This is a genomic window from Allobosea sp., assembly GCF_036675845.1.
Taxonomy (GTDB): Bacteria; Pseudomonadota; Alphaproteobacteria; order Rhizobiales; family Beijerinckiaceae; genus Allobosea.
In genome coordinates this window covers 79,431-94,301 of sequence record NZ_JAKFED010000062.1, presented here as the reverse complement: position 1 = coordinate 94,301, position 14,871 = coordinate 79,431, and the positions used below count along the sequence as shown (strand labels likewise).

Here is a 14,871-nt window from a genome sequence, read left to right as displayed (position 1 = left end):
TCCCCTGCCGAGCCCGCCTGCTGGCGGGTTGGCTCGGTGGCCTCGCTCTCGCGATGCCGGAAGCTCCAGATCTCCTTGGCCTTCTCCCAGTGCTCGCGGTCGCGGCCGTCGGGCTGGCCTTCCTCCATCCACAGGGCATAGGCGATCCTGCGGATTTCCCGCTGCGCATTGCCGACATCGGCCATGTCGTCCTCCTTGGCTTGCTGCTGCAGGTTCCGACGTAACGCCGCCGGCGCCGGATCGTTCCGATCGCATCCGGCTTCCAAAGGAAGGCGCTGCCCGGTTCGCCGGAGGCATCCAGCCTAGAGCACGCGCCGATCAGATTGCGGTGCAATCTGATCGGATCACGCGTTCTCTATCCATAGTTTAGAGGCGGCTTCACCGATCAGGTTGATCCAACCTGATCGGATCCGGCTCTATGGCGGGCTCCTCCTGCCGTCGGCCGGCGATGCTTCGCTGGCCGGCTCGTGCTTGATCGCCGCCGCGCCGTCGCTCTCGTGCTCCTCGAAGGGCGCATGCGGCCCGGTCGGATGCGGCGAAAGCGGGCTCGGCCCGCTGCGCCTCTGCTCGGGTGCGCCCGACTGGCCGGGGCGCCGGGCGGTGCGATAGGTCGCCGGCGCGTCCGTCAACGAGGTGGTCCTGTTGTCCGCCATGGCTTCCTTTCCTCTCCTTTCAAGGCAACGAGCCATCGCGACGGGAGTTCCAGAGACAGGCCGCCTGCTCGCCCGGAACGACGCCTGCACTCGGCGAATCGTCGGCTCGAGGCCCCTGACAGCAAGGCGGCATAACCCTAATCCGCGACTTTGATATCCAACTCGCGGATCAAGCGGCCGAAGCGCTCGACGTCCTCGTTGACCAAACGCGCCATGTCCAAGCGTAAGCCGGGAGCGGGGACGAGCCCGCTGGCCTCGAGTTTGGCCGCGATTTCAGGAGCTGTGATCGCCCGCGCGACAGCAGCATTCAGCCGCTCGACGATCGGTACGGGAGTCCCGGCGGGGGCGGCAAGGCCGAAGAAATTCAGGATCAGAGGATCGTCGGCGACGCCGAGTTCCGCCATCGTCGGCACTTCGCTCAACTGGGGCAGACGGCGCTCGTTCCCGACCGCGATTGGCTTCAGCTTGCCGCCCTGCATCAGGGAGATGGCGGCTGGCGGCGTGGTGATGGTCAAAGCGACTTCGCCCGTCGCCACCGCCGTGACCGCCGGCGGCGCCCCTCGATACGGCACATGGACCATCTTGACGCCGAGCTTGCGCGCGAGCGCCTCGATGTTGAGATGGGCCATGCTGCCCTTGCCGAAGCTGGCATAGGCGAGCTCGCGTTGCTTCGCGAGGTCGACGAACTCCGCGAAACTGCTCACCCCGAGCCCGGGATTGACGACAAGGACGTAGGGGCCCGTGGCAACCACCCCGACATAGGCGAAGTCCTGTTTCCCATCGATCGCCTGCTGCGGCATCAGGATCGGGTTGATCCCGAACACCTCTCGCGGCGCCATCAGCAAGGTGTAGCCGTCAGGCTGTGCCCGTGCGACGGCCGCAGCTCCGACCATGCCGTTGGCGCCGGGCCGATTCTCCACGACGACGGCCTGTCCGAAATCGAGACGCAGTTTTTCCGCGACGAGCCGTGCGGCGAGATCGACCGCGCCTCCGGCTGGATAGGGCACGATCAGCAGGATCTGCTTGCCGGGATAGGCGGCCTGGCCCTCGGCAAAGGCCGGCATGACGAAAGAACCCGCACTGATGAGAGCCAAGACGGTGCGGCGAGACATCTGCTCAGACATGTTGACCTCCCCTCCAGTTGTTCGTTGTCGTTCGGACGATGGTTACGGATGGCCAGCCGCGTGGATATGCCTGGTCCACTGCTCCCAGGCGCGATCCATGGCGAAGGGCGTGAGGTTGAATTCGGCGGCTGACAGCGCTTCGGCAGCCGTCAACCGACGAACCGAGCCGAGTTGGGCAGCCCTCAGTTGCGCGTCGGCATTGCGGGCGCCGTAGATCGCCCGAAAGGTCAGTTCCCGGATCGAGCGGCCTGCGACGGTGGCGCCGTGGCCGCGCATCAGGACGGTCCAATTGGGGCCCAGAGCGCGAGCGAGGGAATCTCCCTGGGCGTGGGTCGAGACGATCAGGTTCGTGTCGCCGAACTCGTCCTGGCTGTCCCAGCGAGGCACCGTTGCGCCCATGGTCGCGCCAAGATGGAAGACGGGAACGAGCTCGGCGTCGCTGGTGCAGAACGGCATCATCGCGGGCGCGTGGTGGTGGCAGATCGCGAGCACGTCGGGACGTGCGCGATAGATCGCGCCATGGATGCTGCGTTCGGCGAAGGTGCGGGCCTCCGTCGCCGTGACGAGGGTATCCTCGAGGTCGAAGACAAGCACATCCTCGGCGGTGACCAGCTCGGCCGCCCGGGTCCTCGGCATCAGGTAGTGGTCGGGCCGCCGGGGGTGGCGCCCCGAGACATGTCCGAAGCTGTCGACGATCCCCTCCCGGGCCAGAATGCGGCTCGAGAGCACGATGTCGGCGACGATCGCATCGAGCTCCAAGGCGTCCTGTCGGAGCGGCGTTTCGCTGGCACTCGCAGGCGCGTTCGACAACATGGGGCGACCTCGATAGATGCGCACATTGCGCCGTCGAGGCAGGATCATCCATTCTGCCGGGCGAAATCCAATGCGAAGCGCTTAGGTCAGCGCTAAGCGTTTTGCGGTGGCTCGGCTGCGGATAACGGGTGGCCCAACCCGACCATCGCCGCAGAAAGCGTTGTCATCGCCGCGCTGACGGCGTCCCGGATGATCGGGAGCGCGGCAAGCTGTCCCGCCTTGCGTGACCCCACAAGGTAAAGGGTGCGCCTGAGAGCCGGCATGATCGGCCGGACGAACAACGTCCCCGCGGCGACCTCGGCGAGCACGGTCCCGTATGGAAGGATGCCGGCCGCCGAGCCGCGAGCGACGAGCGTCTTGATGCCGGAAATCGAACGGACCTCATGTTCCAGCCTGATGGTGAGCCCATGTTCGGCAGCCGTTCTCTCGACGAGCGAGCGTACGCCATCGCGCGGTTCCGGCAGAATGAGGGGATGGGCCAGAGCCCCGGCGAAGGTGATGGGAGCCTCGTCCGGGTATCCCGTCGCTGTGACGAGGACGAGGTCTTCCTGGTAGAGGGCTCGCTTCCAGAAGCCAGGCGCATCCAGAACCTCGTAAGCCAGGATCAGGTCGAGCTCGGCTCTATGCAGACTGTCCACCAGAAGATGGCTCATCTCTTCGGTCAGGCTGACGGAGAGTTGAGGAGCGCGCTCCGAGACCCGCAACAGCAGTTCCGGACCGATGATCTGCATGAGGCTCGGCGTCAGGCCGAACCGGACGGCTTCGCGCGCGTCGTCGCGCACTTCCCGGCGCGCGAGCTCGACGAGGTCGAGGATCTCGATGGCGCGCTGAAACAGTTTCTCGCCAGCCGCCGTGGGCGAAACGCCGCGGGAATGACGCGTCAGCAGCGTGACGCCAAGGCCCTCTTCAAGCTGTTTGATCTGCATGCCGAGCGCCGGTTGCGCGATCCGCAATTCATCCGCCGCACGCGTCATGTTGGCGGCTTCGATCACACGGACAAAGTACTTCAGTTGGCGGAGATTCACGTCCGCTCCGTGACATGCTGCATGCTTCGGGCCGCGAACCCTGCCACGAACGCGATCGATCTGACGAGTCCGTCGCGCTCGCTGCTCCTGATGCCGGCCACGAAGCGCGGAAGCGGTCATGGGCGCTGCCGGCGAACTCATCCGCCTACCACCCGAGCGTACCGCTCGGGCAGCTGCAAGCCGCTGATTTTCAAGAGCTCTTTTGGATCAAACCCTTAGCGGGATGATGGCGGACAGGGAGGGATTTGAACCCCCGATACCCTTGCAGGTATGCCGCATTTCGAGTGCGGTGCATTCAACCTCTCTGCCACCTGTCCGCGGTCGCTCTGGTCGAAGCGGGCTGCTTGTTACACGGGCACCCCGCGTCGCACAAGCCTCCTTGCGCACAAGTCTTCGGTTCGCCGGTTCATCTCCGCGAGACGGGGTTTTCCTTGACGCGGCCGCCCTGCCCGCCTAGAGAGCCTCGTCCGGCGTGGGGAAACCCGCGCCCGATCTCTTTTGGCGCATGCCTCGCGCCGGTTCGCAAGCGGACCGGAGACGGCAGCGCCGAGGAGCAACCCGACCACGCAACGACTGCCAAAAAGCCGCCCCGCATGCGCTCCTTCGAGGGTCCATGACAGGGCGGGGCCGAACATGGAGAACAATGATGTTCGCAGTCATCAAGACCGGCGGCAAGCAATTCCGCGTTGCCGCCAATGACCGCATCACGATCGCAAAGCTCGAGGGCAACCCGGGCGACACCGTCGCCTTCGGCTCGGTGCTGATGCTGACCGACGGCGAGAAGTCGACGATCGGCGCGCCCTTCCTCGGCGACATCACCGTCGCCGGCGAGATCGTCGAGCAGACCCGCGGCGAGAAGGTCATCGCCTTCAAGAAGCGCCGCCGCCAGAATTCCAAGCGCAAGCGCGGCTTCCGCGCCGAGCTGACCGTCGTGCGCATCACCGACATCCTCACCGGCGGCAAGAAGCCGGAGATGAAGAAGGGCGAAGCCGCCCCGGTCGCGCTCAAGGCCGGCAGCGAAGCGGTCAAGGGCAAGGCTACGGCCAAGCCTGCCGCGAAGGCCGCCAAGCCTGCTGCCAAGGCGGAAGCCAAGGCCGAAGCGCTCGACGCCTCGAACCTCTCGCTGATCTCGGGCGTCGGCCCGACCATCGAGAAGAAGCTGCGCGCCGCCGGCATCACCTCGTGGAACGACATCGCCGCCTGGAGCGAGGCCGACGTCGCCAAGTGGGACGAGGAGCTCAAGCTCCGCGGCCGCGCCACCCGCGAGGAGTGGGTCGAGCAGGCCAAGGAGCTGCTCGCCGGCAAGCCGCCGCGGGCCAAGGCCGACCAGGCCGAGCTTGCTTCCGGCGAGGACTACTGACCTTCGCTGTCAGGCTCAGCAAGGCTTCATCTCCGAAACCGGTGGCTTTCGCCGCCGATTCGGGTTACATGGACTGAAGAGTTTTCGAGGTAGGGCGTTATGGCTCACAAAAAAGCAGGCGGCTCGTCGCGCAATGGTCGCGACTCCGAAAGCAAGCGTCTCGGCGTGAAGCGTTTCGGCGACCAGGCGGTCGTGGCCGGCAACATCATCGTGCGTCAGCGCGGCACCAAATGGCATCCCGGCGTGAATGTCGGCCTTGGCAAGGATCATACCCTTTTTGCCACGGCGAACGGCCGCGTCCGATTCACGACGAAACTCGGGCGAGCTTTCGTCAACGTAGTCCCGGCCCAAGAGGCCGCAGAATAAACGGCGGATAGGGAACTCTCTCGATCCGCCGGTTCCATCGAACCGGATGATCGAGAAGGGGTCAAAACCCGCCAAGGGTTTCCCGAAGGTCAACGAACCGGGGGAGATGGGACCAAAGCCCATCTCCCCTTTCTCGTTGCGCCGACGGAGAGACCCGATGTTCCCCGAACTGACAAGAGACGACGTCTTCCGGCTCGAGACCCGGCGCCTGTGGCTGCGCTGGCCGCGCATGGCCGATTCGGCCGCGATCCTGCGGCTCGCCGGCGCCAAGGCCGTGGCGGAAATGACAGCCTCGATCCCGCACCCCTACCCTTCCGCAGCGGTCGAGCCCTTCATCTTCGCGATGCGCAAGGGCAATGCGCTGGGCGAGCATCTGGTGCTGGCGGTGACGCCGCGCGAGCGTCCGAACGAGCTCATCGGCATGATCGGGGCCCATCCGCAGGCAAGCGGACGGCCCTTCCTCGGCTATTGGCTCGGCACCCCGCACTGGAACAAGGGCCTGGCGACCGAAGCGGTGCAGTCGCTGATCGACACGCTGTTCTCGCTGGTCGAGATCGAGGCGATCGAGGCCGATACCCGCGTCATCAACCCGGCCTCGCGCCGGGTGCTGGAGAAGAGCGGCTTTCGCCAGGAAGGCTCCTTCCTCAAGGCGCTGCCGGCGCGCGGCGGCCTCTTCCCCTGCGAGCAGTTCCGGCTCGACCGTTCGACCTGGGCGGCGCTGAAGAGCTGGGGTGCTTCGGGCTGGACCCCGGCGCCGCCGCAGGAGATCGCCGACGAGGAGGCGTGCCTCGCCTGACGGCGCCGGGCGCAGCCGTGCAGCGAAGCGAGGGCAGGCCATCATGCGATGGTCTGCCCTCGTTTTTTGGTCAGAGGCGGATTCAGCTTTCGGTCGGAAGCGCCTGTGATTCCGAAGCTAAAGCCGGCCGCTTGTTCCCTCGGAAACACGCCGCGTCATTCCGCCCGGAGCGCCGGAATCCATCGTAGGGTGCGGCGCTCTTCGATGGATTCCGGAGCGGCGCGGCTTCGCCGCTTGTCCGGAATGACGGGGTGGTTCCGCCGAAAATCAGCAGGCTCTAAAGCGCGCAGCTTCCGAAGCGGGCGTTCTGCGCACGTCCGCCCGCTGCGGGTGGCGCATCGGCCGGGCCGGAACGCGCTCATGATTCCGGAGATCGGAGCGACGAGGCTGCAGGTGCATTGCCCTTGAACGCACATGCGACTACCTACTCGGCCATGAAATTCCTCGACCAAGCCAAGATCTATGTGAAGGCCGGCAATGGCGGCGCCGGCTGCGTCTCGTTCCGGCGCGAGAAGTTCATCGAGTTCGGCGGGCCCAATGGCGGCGATGGCGGACGCGGCGGCGATGTCGTGGTCGAATGCGTCCAAGGCCTCAACACGCTGATCGACTTCCGCTTCCAGCAACACTTCAAGGCCAGGATCGGCGAGCACGGCATGGGCAAGGATCGCCATGGCGCCAACGGCTCGGCCCTCGTGCTCAAGGTCCCGCCAGGCACCCAGATCCTCGACGAGGACGGCGAGACCCTGATCGCCGACCTAACGCTGCCCGGCCAACGCTTCGTCCTGTGCAAGGGCGGCAATGGCGGCTTCGGCAACGCCTATTTCAAGACCGCGACCAACCAGGCGCCGCGCCACGCCAATCCGGGGCTCGAGGGCGAGGAGCGCTGGGTCTGGCTCAGGCTGAAGCTGATCGCCGATGCCGGGCTGATCGGCCTGCCCAATGCCGGCAAGTCGACCTTCCTCGCCACCGTCACCGCCGCCAAGCCGAAGATCGCCGACTATCCCTTCACCACTTTGCATCCGGGCCTCGGCGTGGTCCGCGTCGATGGCCGCGAGATGGTGCTGGCCGATATTCCCGGGCTGATCGAGGGTGCCCATGAGGGCCATGGCCTCGGCGACCGGTTTTTAGGGCATGTCGAGCGCTGCCGGGTGCTGCTGCATCTGGTCGAGGGCACAAGCGAGCATGCCGGCAAGGCCTACAAGACCGTCCGCAACGAGCTTTCGGCCTATGGCGAGGGCCTGGCCGAGAAGCCCGAGATCGTGGCGCTCTCCAAGGTCGATGCGCTCTCTCCCGAGCTGCTGAAGGAGCAGATCGCGCGGCTCAAGCGCGCCGCCAAGCGGACGCCGATCGTGCTCTCGGCTGCTTCCGGCGAAGGCGTGGAGGCGGCGCTGCGCGCCGTGTTCGCCGTGGTCGAGGCGGCCCGCGCCGAGGAGGCGCGCGAAAGCGCGCCGGCGCAGGAGGAGGCTGGCTGGCGCCCGTGAGGCCGCCGGCGGCCGCGCCGGGAACGATGGAGCCCTTGCCTCCGGCGCGCTCTTACCCTTCAACTCGGCGTCCTGCTTTCCAACCCGGACTGGCCCCGCCATGCTGATCAAATCGACGCTCCTCGCGCTGCTCTCTTCGCTCGCGCTGGCAGGGCCGGCCTTCGCACAGGCGCAACGCCCGGCTCAGCCCACTCCTGCCGCAGGCGGCGTCTCCCAGCCCGACAACACCACCGCGACCTATGGCGACTGGGTGCTGCGCTGCCAGCAGGGTGTCGGCACGCGCGTCTGCGAGATCATGCAGACCGTCGAGCAGCAGGGCCAGCGCGGCCCGATCGCGCTGATCGCCGTCGGCCGCCCGGTCAAGGGCGAGCCCTACAAGCTCGTCGTCCAGGTGCCGCCCAACCTGACGCTCGGCAACAATGCCGGGGTGCGCGTCAGCGCCGGCGAGAAGGAGGACGTGCTCGCGGTGTTCCAGCGCTGCACGCCCGGCGGCTGCTTCGGCGAGGCCAATCTCAGCGACGATGTCTTCAAGCGCTGGCGCAACCTGAGCGAAGCGGGGCAGCTGCGCTACCAGGATTCGACCAAGCGCGACGTGACGCTGCCGATCTCATTCCGCGGCTTCACGGCGGCGACCGACGCGCTGCTGCGCGAGCAGCCCTGAGGGCTCGGGCGGGAGCGTCCAGGACCGGTTAGGCGATATCCCAGCTCTTTCAGCCTTCGGCGAATTGCAGCCGGTAGAGCCTCGCATAGGCGCCTTCGCGGGCGATCAGCGCGTCATGATCGCCGGTCTCGACGATACGGCCCTCGTCGAGCACGACGATCCGGTCGGCGTCGCGCACGGTCGAGAGGCGATGGGCGATCACCAGCGTGGTGCGCCCCTTCATCAGCCGCGTCAGTGCCTGCTGGACCAGCCGCTCGGAATGGGTGTCGAGGGCGCTGGTCGCCTCGTCGAGCAGCAGGATCGGCGCGTCCTTCAGGATGGCGCGGGCAATGGCGAGGCGCTGGCGCTCGCCGCCGGACAACCGCGAGCCGCGCTCGCCGACGCGCGAATCATAGCCTTCCGGCATCGCCATGATGAAGTCGTGGGCGGCGGCATCCTTCGCGGCGGCGACGATGTCGGCCTCGCTCGCGCCCGGCCGGCCGAAACCGATATTGGCACGCACCGTATCGTCGAACAGCACCACATCCTGGCTGACCACGCCGATCTGGGCGCGCAGGCTGGCCAGCGTGACGTCGCGCAGGTCCTGGCCGTCGATCTCGACGCGGCCCTCGTTCGGATCATAGAGGCGCGGCACCAGCGCCAGCATGGTCGATTTGCCCGAGCCGGAGCGGCCGACCAGCGCCGTGGTCTTGCCCGCCTCGACCACGAGGTCGATGCCCTCGAGCCCGCGCGCATCGTCGCGGTAGCGGAAGCGCAGGTCGCGGAAGGCGACCTCGCCACCGGCAATGGCGAGCGGGCGCGCATCCGGGCGCTCGGCGATCAGCGACTTCTCGTCGATCAGGGCGAAATAGCGCTTCAGCGAGGCGCCGGCCTCCTGGACGATGGCGTTGAGATTGCCGAGCGAGCGCATCGGCTGGGCCGCCAGCAGCAGGGCCGAGACATAGCCGGTGAAATCGCCGACGGTCGAGCCGCCGGCCTGGATGCGCACACCGATGGCGGCGAGCACGCCGGCGACCGCGAGGCCGCCGCCGACCTCGAGCAGCGGATCGAGCCGGCCGCGCGCATTGGCGGCCTTCATCTTCAGCGCCCGGATCGTCTCGAAGGCGTCGGCGGCGCGGCGCTTGAGATAGGGCTCGAGCGAATCGGTCTTGGCGACGCGCGCGCCCTGCAGGCTTTCGGTGACGAGGCTCGCCATCAGCCCGGTCTGCTCCTGCTGCGACATCGCCATGCGGCGCAGCTTCTTGCCGATCCGGCCGATCGGGCTCGCCACCACCGGCGCGACCAGCAACACGACCAGCGTCATCTGCCAGTCGATCCAGAGCATGGCGCCGACGAGCGCGATCGCGGTCAGCACGTCGCGGATGGCGATGTTGATGATCCGGGTCAGCGCCTCCTTGACGAAGGTGAAGTCGGTGGTGAAGCGCTGGGTGAGCGAGGCGGGATTCTCCCGCTGCAGCTGCGCCAGGTCGGCGTCGATCAGATGCGCGTAGAGCGCGCTCTGCATGTCGGCCTCGATGCGGCTGACGACGCTGTTGGTCAGCACGGTCTGCGCCAGCAGCGAGAAACCCTTGATCGCGGTGACGATGACGACGACGATGGCGACGGCGTTGATGACGCCGATCTCGATGCCGATCGACTTCGAGACCAGCCGCTCGGCCCGGCGCACGAAGCCGGTCGATTCGGCGGTCAGCGGGTCGGCGAAGGCGTCGAAAGCAGCCTTGATCAGCAGCGGATAGAAGCTCGTCGTCGCCGCGATGACCACGACGAGGCCGAGGATCATGAAGATCTGCGGCAGGTAGGACCGGATGCGCTCGCGCCAGACGCGGGCGAAAAGCGCGAGGGTGTCGTCCGTGACCTTGCCTATCTTCATGGCGCGCGGCCTAACATGACCGTCATGCGAGCGCCACTGCCGGTCTTGCTCGCGACACGATGCTGACGTCCCATAGCCGGATTGATTCACCAGCCATAGAGAACCCATGCCTCTCGCTCCGCCGGCCCGCCCCGGACAATCCTTCGCCGAGATCGACACCCCTGCCCTGATCCTCGATCTCGACGCCTTCGAGAGGAACCTCGTCACCATGGCGGCTTTCGCGGAAGCTGCCGGCGTGCGCCTGCGTCCGCATGCCAAGACCCATAAGAGTCCCGAGATCGCGCTGCTCCAGATCGCCCATGGCGCCGTCGGGCAGTGCTGCCAGAAGGTCAGCGAGGCCGAGGTGCTGGTCGCAGGCGGCGTCCGCGACGTGCTGGTCACCAACGAGATCATCGGCGCAGCCAAGCTCGACCGGCTGGCGATGCTGGCCCGGGAGGCCCGCATCGGCCTCTGCGTCGACCATGTCGACGGCGTGCGCGAGGCAGCCGAGGCGGCGGCGCGCCACGACGTCGTCTTCGACGTGCTGGTCGAGCTCGACATCGGCGCCCGCCGCTGCGGCGTCGCGCCGGGCGAGGCGGCGGTGCGGCTGGCCGAGGCGGTGGCCCGGACCAATACGCTGAAGCTTTCCGGCGTGCAGGCCTATCACGGCAGCGCCCAGCACATGCGCTCGATCGACGAGCGCAGCGAGGCGATCGAGCGCGCCGGCCTGCTGACCCGCAACGTCGTCGAGAAGATCCGCCAGGTCGGCCTGGCCTGCGAGATCGTCAGCGGCGCCGGCACCGGCACCTTCGATCTCGAAGGTCGTTCCGGCATCTGGAACGAGCTCCAGGCCGGCTCCTACATCTTCATGGACGCCGACTATGCCCGCAACCGCAATGCCGACGGCACGCCCTTCCAGACCTTCGAGCACGCGCTGTTCATCCTCGCCGGCGTGATGAGCAAGCCGGTGCCGGACCGCGCCATCGTCGATGCCGGCCACAAGGCGGCGGCGGTCGATTCCGGCATGCCGACCGCCTTCCGGCGCGACGGCGTGATCTACACCAAGCCGTCGGACGAGCATGGCGTGCTCACCGGCGACCCCGTCGCCCTGCCCCATCGCGGCGACCGGTTGCTGCTGGTGCCTGGCCATTGCGACCCGACCGTCAACCTGCACGACTGGTATGTCTGCGTGCGCGGCCTGCACGGACCGGATGCCCATGTCGAGGCGGTCTGGCCGGTGGCGGGGCGCGGCGCGCTGACCTGATCCGTGGAGGCAGGATGTCGGCCGAAAACCGGTTTCCACTTTTCGGCATCCTGCCCTGATGCTCGCCGAGCTCGCCCTGCGCGCGCTGACGCCGGCCGCACCGCTGGCGCGCCGCTTCGGCCTGCTGCAGGAGAGCGTCGCGCTCTGGTCGCGGGGCTATCGCCAGCGCAAGGCCTGGGCCGGGCATCATGCCCGCTGCCGCAAGCTGGTCGCCGACATCGCAGCCGGGCTGCCGCGAAGGCGCAAGGCGGTGATCCTCGGCTCCGGCCTCGTCCGCGACGTGCCGCTGACGGCGCTCCGCGAGAGCTTCGACGAGGTCGTTCTGGTCGACATCGTCCATCTGCCGCTGGTGCGCCTGCGGCTCTGGCCGCGGCGAAACCTGCGCCTGCTGACCCGCGATCTCACTGGCGCGATGGCCTGGCTCGCCGGCGAGGCGCAAGCGCGCGCCGACCCGCTCGCCGACCTGATCGCCGATGAGGCGGTCGATCTCGTCGTCTCGGCCAATCTGCTCTCGCAGCTCGCCTGGCCGGTCGCCGACTGGCTCGAGGACCATCCCGAGCGGGCCGCGGCCCTGCCCGCCGACCTGCCGGCGCGCTGCATCGCCTGGCATCTTGAAGACCTTTCGCGCTTCAAGGGCCATGTCTGCCTGATTAGCGATGTCGAGATGGTCGAGCGCGAGCGCGACGGCGCGATCCATGACCGGCTCGACCTGATGTACGGCGTGAAACTGCCGCCCGAGGACGAAAGCTGGCCCTGGCCGGTCGCGCCCTTCGGCGAGGCGGCGCGGGACCGGGAATTCGTGCACCGGGTCTGTGCGTGGCGGGAGTGGCGGGAGTGGCGAGGCGGCGGGGCTTAGGCTCCTGTCAGCCCGCGGACTGAGAATGGCCGATTGACCCAGCCCCTGGGGCCGCCCCGATAAGTCGAGGGATCAGCCAACCGCGAGGTGATTCGTGAGCTCTTCCGCCCGGTTCCTCAACCCTGCCGAAGCCGCCAGCCGACTCGGCGTCTCCGCCAAGGCCCTGCGGCTCTACGAGCAGCGCGGCCTGGTCGCCCCGGCTCGCAGCGCGGCCGGATGGCGGGCCTATGGCCCCGACGAGATGGCCCGGGCCGGGGAGATCGTGGCCTTGCGCGCGCTCGGCCTCAGCCTCGCCCAGGTGGCGCGTGTACTGGGGGGCTCCCCGGACGGGCTGGAGCGGGCGCTCGCCGCCCATCAGGCAACGCTTGAAAGCCAGGCTCGCCAGATCGCAGGCACGATCGACAAGGTTCGCGGCATGCGGACCGGCCTCGCCGAGGGCAAGGCGCCGGACGCCGGCGAGCTGGCGCGGCTGGTCGGCCCCTCCGCCGCGCCGTGCATCGCCTTCGATCTGCCCTGGCCCTGGGGCGGCGAACGCTTCGAGCTGCGCGACATCAGACCGTTGAACTACATCATCGGCCCGCTCGGCAGCGGCAAGACCAGGCTGGCCCGGCGACTGGCCGAAGCCTTGCCCGATGCAGCCTTCCTGGGCCTGGACCGGCTGGCCGATGGTGGCGCAGCCGCACGGGCGCGGCTCGCCGCCGACCCAGCTCTCAAGTCGCGGGTCGAACAGGCCCTGGCCTGGCTTGTCGATGACGGCGCCGCGACGTCGGATGCGCTCCTTGCCCTGCTCGCCGGACTGGAACAGGAAGGCCCCGCCATCCTGGTCGTGGACATGGTCGAGCAGGGGCTGGACCAGGCCAGCCAGCAGGCGTTGAGCGCCTATCTGCGCCATCGCGGGAGCGACGGGCGAGCGCTGTTCCTGATGACGCGTTCGAGCGCGATCCTCGACCTCGCCGCCATCGGCGCCAATGAGACGATCATCCTCTGCCCGGCCAATCACAGCCCGCCCTGCCGCGTCGCTCCCCATCCCGGTGCGCCGGGCTTTGAGGCCGTCGCCACCTGCCTGGCCTCGCCCGAGGTAAGGGCGCGGACCGAAGGCGTCATCGCATGGCGGCCGACCGCCCTCGCAGGAGAGAGCCGTTTGGGGGCGTGAAACCTCGCAAAGCAGCGCAGGTTCACAGGATGAAGGCGCGCGCACCGAAAACCCCGCCGGCTCAGCGCCGCAGGGCTTTCGGGCAGGCGCATCTCCGAAGGGGTGCGCGGGGCCGGATGGCGGCGGCTTTCACCGCCTGTCGAATGTCGATGTCGAGATGTCGAAGCGGCTGGATCGCCGCCGGACCGAACCCCGCGCGCGGTTCTCTTATGGTGCGCTCGTCGTGCTTTGATGTCCGGGCACTGGACCGGATCTTGCGACCCGGACGACGAGGCCCCTTCGCCATCCCGGCCCGCAACGGCCGTTCATAGCGAAAACCGCAATCCCGCCCGGCCGCACGATGCCTCGCGACAGCCCCCTCGGTCGGACGGGACGGGGTGAGGATAAGCGAGGTTTCGGAGGCGGGGAGCGATTGCGAATTTATCCCCGCAGATTGCCGCGCCTGTGAAGGTCGGGCGCGGGGAACCCTCTCCTTCCAGGAGAGGGGTTAGTGCCGCGGTTCCCTCCGCCTCTACCGGTTCAATCGCACCGTCCCGCTGATCGACAGATCATAGCCGCCGAATTCCTTCGCCCGGGCTGCCATGTCCGGGCCGCGCATCCAGGCCAGCAGCTTTTGCGCGCCGGGCTCGAAATAGCTGCGCCGGCGCAGGACGAGGTCGACATGTTCCCAGACCAGCGGCTGGAATTCGAGGCCGAAGGCCATGGCGATGGCGCGCGCGGCGATGCCGCAATCGGCCCGGCCGCTGCGGATCGCCAGCGCCAGATCCTGGCCGGTGGCGCAGACGCCGTCCGCCGCCACCATTCTCCCCGAGCCGACGCCGGCCCGCTCCAGCAGGCTCTGCAGCAGCAATTGCGCACCGGCGCCGCGCTGGCGCTGGGCGAAGCGGGCGCCCATGCCGATCGCCGAGGCGAGCCCGTCGAGACCGAGCGGATTGCCGGGCGCCAGCAGCAGGCCCTGCTCGCGGCGGGCGAAATTGACCACCACCGCGTCATGCAGCGACGCCTGCGCCCGGATCGCCACGAGATTGGCGGCGTCGTCGTCGGGGGTGGCGTGGAGATGCAGCGCGGCGATGACGACCTCGTTGCGCAACAGCCGGTCGAGCCCGGCCTGCGAGCCCTCGGCCAGCAGGGCCAGCCCGCAACCGGATTCGCGGATGGCGAGCTCGAGCAGCGAATCCTGGCTGCCGCCGACGATCGGCGGCGGCGACGCCGGCTCGAGCCCCTCGGGCCGTGCCAGCCCGGCCTCCAGCCAGCGGTCGAGGCCGGCGCGCGGGAACAGCCATTTGCCGGAAACCTTGGTGCAGGGCACCGCGCCCTGCGCCACCAGCTCGTAGAGCTTGCGCTCCTTGAGGCGGACATAGGCGGCCGCTTCCTCGGTGGTCAGCCAGGATTGGTCCTGCATCGACATGTCCATGCCTGCACAAGCTACAGAATTGGCTTTTGGTCGCATTGAACTCTACCAATTGCAAA

15 protein-coding genes and 1 tRNA gene are annotated in these 14,871 nt (G+C 68.1%); 8 read left to right on the top strand and 8 right to left on the bottom strand.

The window, feature by feature from the left end:
• The 6 genes from V6M56_RS07575 to V6M56_RS07550 all read right to left on the bottom strand — a co-directional run.
• Window positions 1-185, bottom strand: a 185-nt coding sequence (locus V6M56_RS07575) for a DUF2934 domain-containing protein (RefSeq protein ID WP_332682552.1), incomplete at its 3' end; no start/stop codon positions are given.
• A gap of 231 nt (window positions 186-416) precedes the next feature.
• Window positions 417-653 (bottom strand): hypothetical protein, encoded by a 237-nt coding sequence (locus tag V6M56_RS07570; protein WP_332682551.1) that lies wholly within the window; start codon window positions 651-653, stop codon window positions 417-419.
• Between the two features lie 137 nt (window positions 654-790).
• A complete protein-coding gene (locus tag V6M56_RS07565) occupies window positions 791-1,777 on the bottom strand; it encodes a Bug family tripartite tricarboxylate transporter substrate binding protein (RefSeq protein ID WP_332682549.1) in 987 nt (328 codons plus the stop codon).
• Window positions 1,778-1,819: 42 nt separating this feature from the next.
• Window positions 1,820-2,590, bottom strand: a complete 771-nt coding sequence (locus tag V6M56_RS07560; RefSeq protein ID WP_332682548.1) for a class II aldolase/adducin family protein — start codon at window positions 2,588-2,590, stop codon at window positions 1,820-1,822.
• Between the two features lie 92 nt (window positions 2,591-2,682).
• Complete coding sequence (locus V6M56_RS07555; protein WP_332682546.1) at window positions 2,683-3,615, bottom strand: LysR family transcriptional regulator; 933 nt, start codon at window positions 3,613-3,615, stop codon at window positions 2,683-2,685.
• Between the two features lie 227 nt (window positions 3,616-3,842).
• Window positions 3,843-3,932 (bottom strand) — tRNA-Ser (locus tag V6M56_RS07550).
• A gap of 329 nt (window positions 3,933-4,261) precedes the next feature.
• Between V6M56_RS07550 and V6M56_RS07545 the strand changes: the two genes are divergently transcribed.
• From V6M56_RS07545 to V6M56_RS07525, 5 genes are all read left to right on the top strand, one after another.
• Entirely contained in the window at window positions 4,262-4,975 is a 714-nt protein-coding gene (locus tag V6M56_RS07545; protein WP_332682544.1) for a 50S ribosomal protein L21, read from the top strand.
• A gap of 99 nt (window positions 4,976-5,074) precedes the next feature.
• Window positions 5,075-5,341, top strand: a complete 267-nt coding sequence (gene rpmA / locus V6M56_RS07540; RefSeq protein ID WP_332682542.1) for a 50S ribosomal protein L27 — start codon at window positions 5,075-5,077, stop codon at window positions 5,339-5,341.
• A gap of 157 nt (window positions 5,342-5,498) precedes the next feature.
• Window positions 5,499-6,137 carry a GNAT family N-acetyltransferase gene (locus V6M56_RS07535; protein WP_332682541.1) on the top strand — a complete coding sequence of 213 codons (639 nt, stop codon included), beginning with the start codon at window positions 5,499-5,501 and terminating at the stop codon, window positions 6,135-6,137.
• Between the two features lie 434 nt (window positions 6,138-6,571).
• Window positions 6,572-7,618: a GTPase ObgE gene (obgE, locus tag V6M56_RS07530; protein ID WP_332682540.1), complete on the top strand. Its 1,047-nt coding sequence runs from the start codon at window positions 6,572-6,574 to the stop codon at window positions 7,616-7,618.
• Window positions 7,619-7,718: 100 nt separating this feature from the next.
• A complete protein-coding gene (locus tag V6M56_RS07525) occupies window positions 7,719-8,279 on the top strand; it encodes an invasion associated locus B family protein (RefSeq protein ID WP_332682538.1) in 561 nt (186 codons plus the stop codon).
• A 49-nt stretch (window positions 8,280-8,328) separates the two neighbouring features.
• On the opposite strand, the gene V6M56_RS07520 is transcribed toward V6M56_RS07525, so the two are convergent.
• On the bottom strand, window positions 8,329-10,149 hold the full coding sequence (locus tag V6M56_RS07520) for an ABC transporter ATP-binding protein (protein WP_332682537.1): 1,821 nt from the start codon (window positions 10,147-10,149) through the stop codon (window positions 8,329-8,331).
• 106 nt (window positions 10,150-10,255) lie between these two features.
• Here V6M56_RS07520 and V6M56_RS07515 point away from each other — a divergent pair, with 106 nt between their 5' ends.
• The 3 genes from V6M56_RS07515 (at window position 10,256) to V6M56_RS07505 (ending at window position 13,401) form a co-directional block, all read left to right on the top strand.
• Window positions 10,256-11,392, top strand: a complete 1,137-nt coding sequence (locus V6M56_RS07515) for a DSD1 family PLP-dependent enzyme (RefSeq protein ID WP_332682535.1) — start codon at window positions 10,256-10,258, stop codon at window positions 11,390-11,392.
• A 58-nt stretch (window positions 11,393-11,450) separates the two neighbouring features.
• Window positions 11,451-12,248 (top strand): hypothetical protein, encoded by a 798-nt coding sequence (locus V6M56_RS07510; RefSeq protein WP_332682533.1) that lies wholly within the window; start codon window positions 11,451-11,453, stop codon window positions 12,246-12,248.
• A 94-nt stretch (window positions 12,249-12,342) separates the two neighbouring features.
• On the top strand, window positions 12,343-13,401 hold the full coding sequence (locus V6M56_RS07505) for a MerR family transcriptional regulator (protein ID WP_332682531.1): 1,059 nt from the start codon (window positions 12,343-12,345) through the stop codon (window positions 13,399-13,401).
• 511 nt (window positions 13,402-13,912) lie between these two features.
• Here V6M56_RS07505 and V6M56_RS07500 read toward each other — a convergent pair.
• On the bottom strand, window positions 13,913-14,803 hold the full coding sequence (locus V6M56_RS07500; protein ID WP_332682530.1) for a helix-turn-helix transcriptional regulator: 891 nt from the start codon (window positions 14,801-14,803) through the stop codon (window positions 13,913-13,915).
• Window positions 14,804-14,871: the final 68 nt, after the last annotated feature.

What these genes read in the sequence shown, in the direction of transcription:
- V6M56_RS07560 (WP_332682548.1), bottom strand. Translation starts at nt 2,590, where the DNA reads ATGTTGTCGAACGCGCCTGCGAGTGCCAGCGAAACGCCGCTCCGACAG.
- V6M56_RS07510 (WP_332682533.1), top strand. Translation starts at nt 11,451, where the DNA reads ATGCTCGCCGAGCTCGCCCTGCGCGCGCTGACGCCGGCCGCACCGCTG.
- V6M56_RS07515 (WP_332682535.1), top strand. Translation starts at nt 10,256, where the DNA reads ATGCCTCTCGCTCCGCCGGCCCGCCCCGGACAATCCTTCGCCGAGATC.
- V6M56_RS07525 (WP_332682538.1), top strand. Translation starts at nt 7,719, where the DNA reads ATGCTGATCAAATCGACGCTCCTCGCGCTGCTCTCTTCGCTCGCGCTG.
- V6M56_RS07535 (WP_332682541.1), top strand. Translation starts at nt 5,499, where the DNA reads ATGTTCCCCGAACTGACAAGAGACGACGTCTTCCGGCTCGAGACCCGG.
- V6M56_RS07545 (WP_332682544.1), top strand. Translation starts at nt 4,262, where the DNA reads ATGTTCGCAGTCATCAAGACCGGCGGCAAGCAATTCCGCGTTGCCGCC.
- V6M56_RS07520 (WP_332682537.1), bottom strand. Translation starts at nt 10,149, where the DNA reads ATGAAGATAGGCAAGGTCACGGACGACACCCTCGCGCTTTTCGCCCGC.
- V6M56_RS07565 (WP_332682549.1), bottom strand. Translation starts at nt 1,777, where the DNA reads ATGTCTGAGCAGATGTCTCGCCGCACCGTCTTGGCTCTCATCAGTGCG.
- V6M56_RS07570 (WP_332682551.1), bottom strand. Translation starts at nt 653, where the DNA reads ATGGCGGACAACAGGACCACCTCGTTGACGGACGCGCCGGCGACCTAT.
- V6M56_RS07500 (WP_332682530.1), bottom strand. Translation starts at nt 14,803, where the DNA reads ATGCAGGACCAATCCTGGCTGACCACCGAGGAAGCGGCCGCCTATGTC.
- obgE (WP_332682540.1), top strand. Translation starts at nt 6,572, where the DNA reads ATGAAATTCCTCGACCAAGCCAAGATCTATGTGAAGGCCGGCAATGGC.
- rpmA (WP_332682542.1), top strand. Translation starts at nt 5,075, where the DNA reads ATGGCTCACAAAAAAGCAGGCGGCTCGTCGCGCAATGGTCGCGACTCC.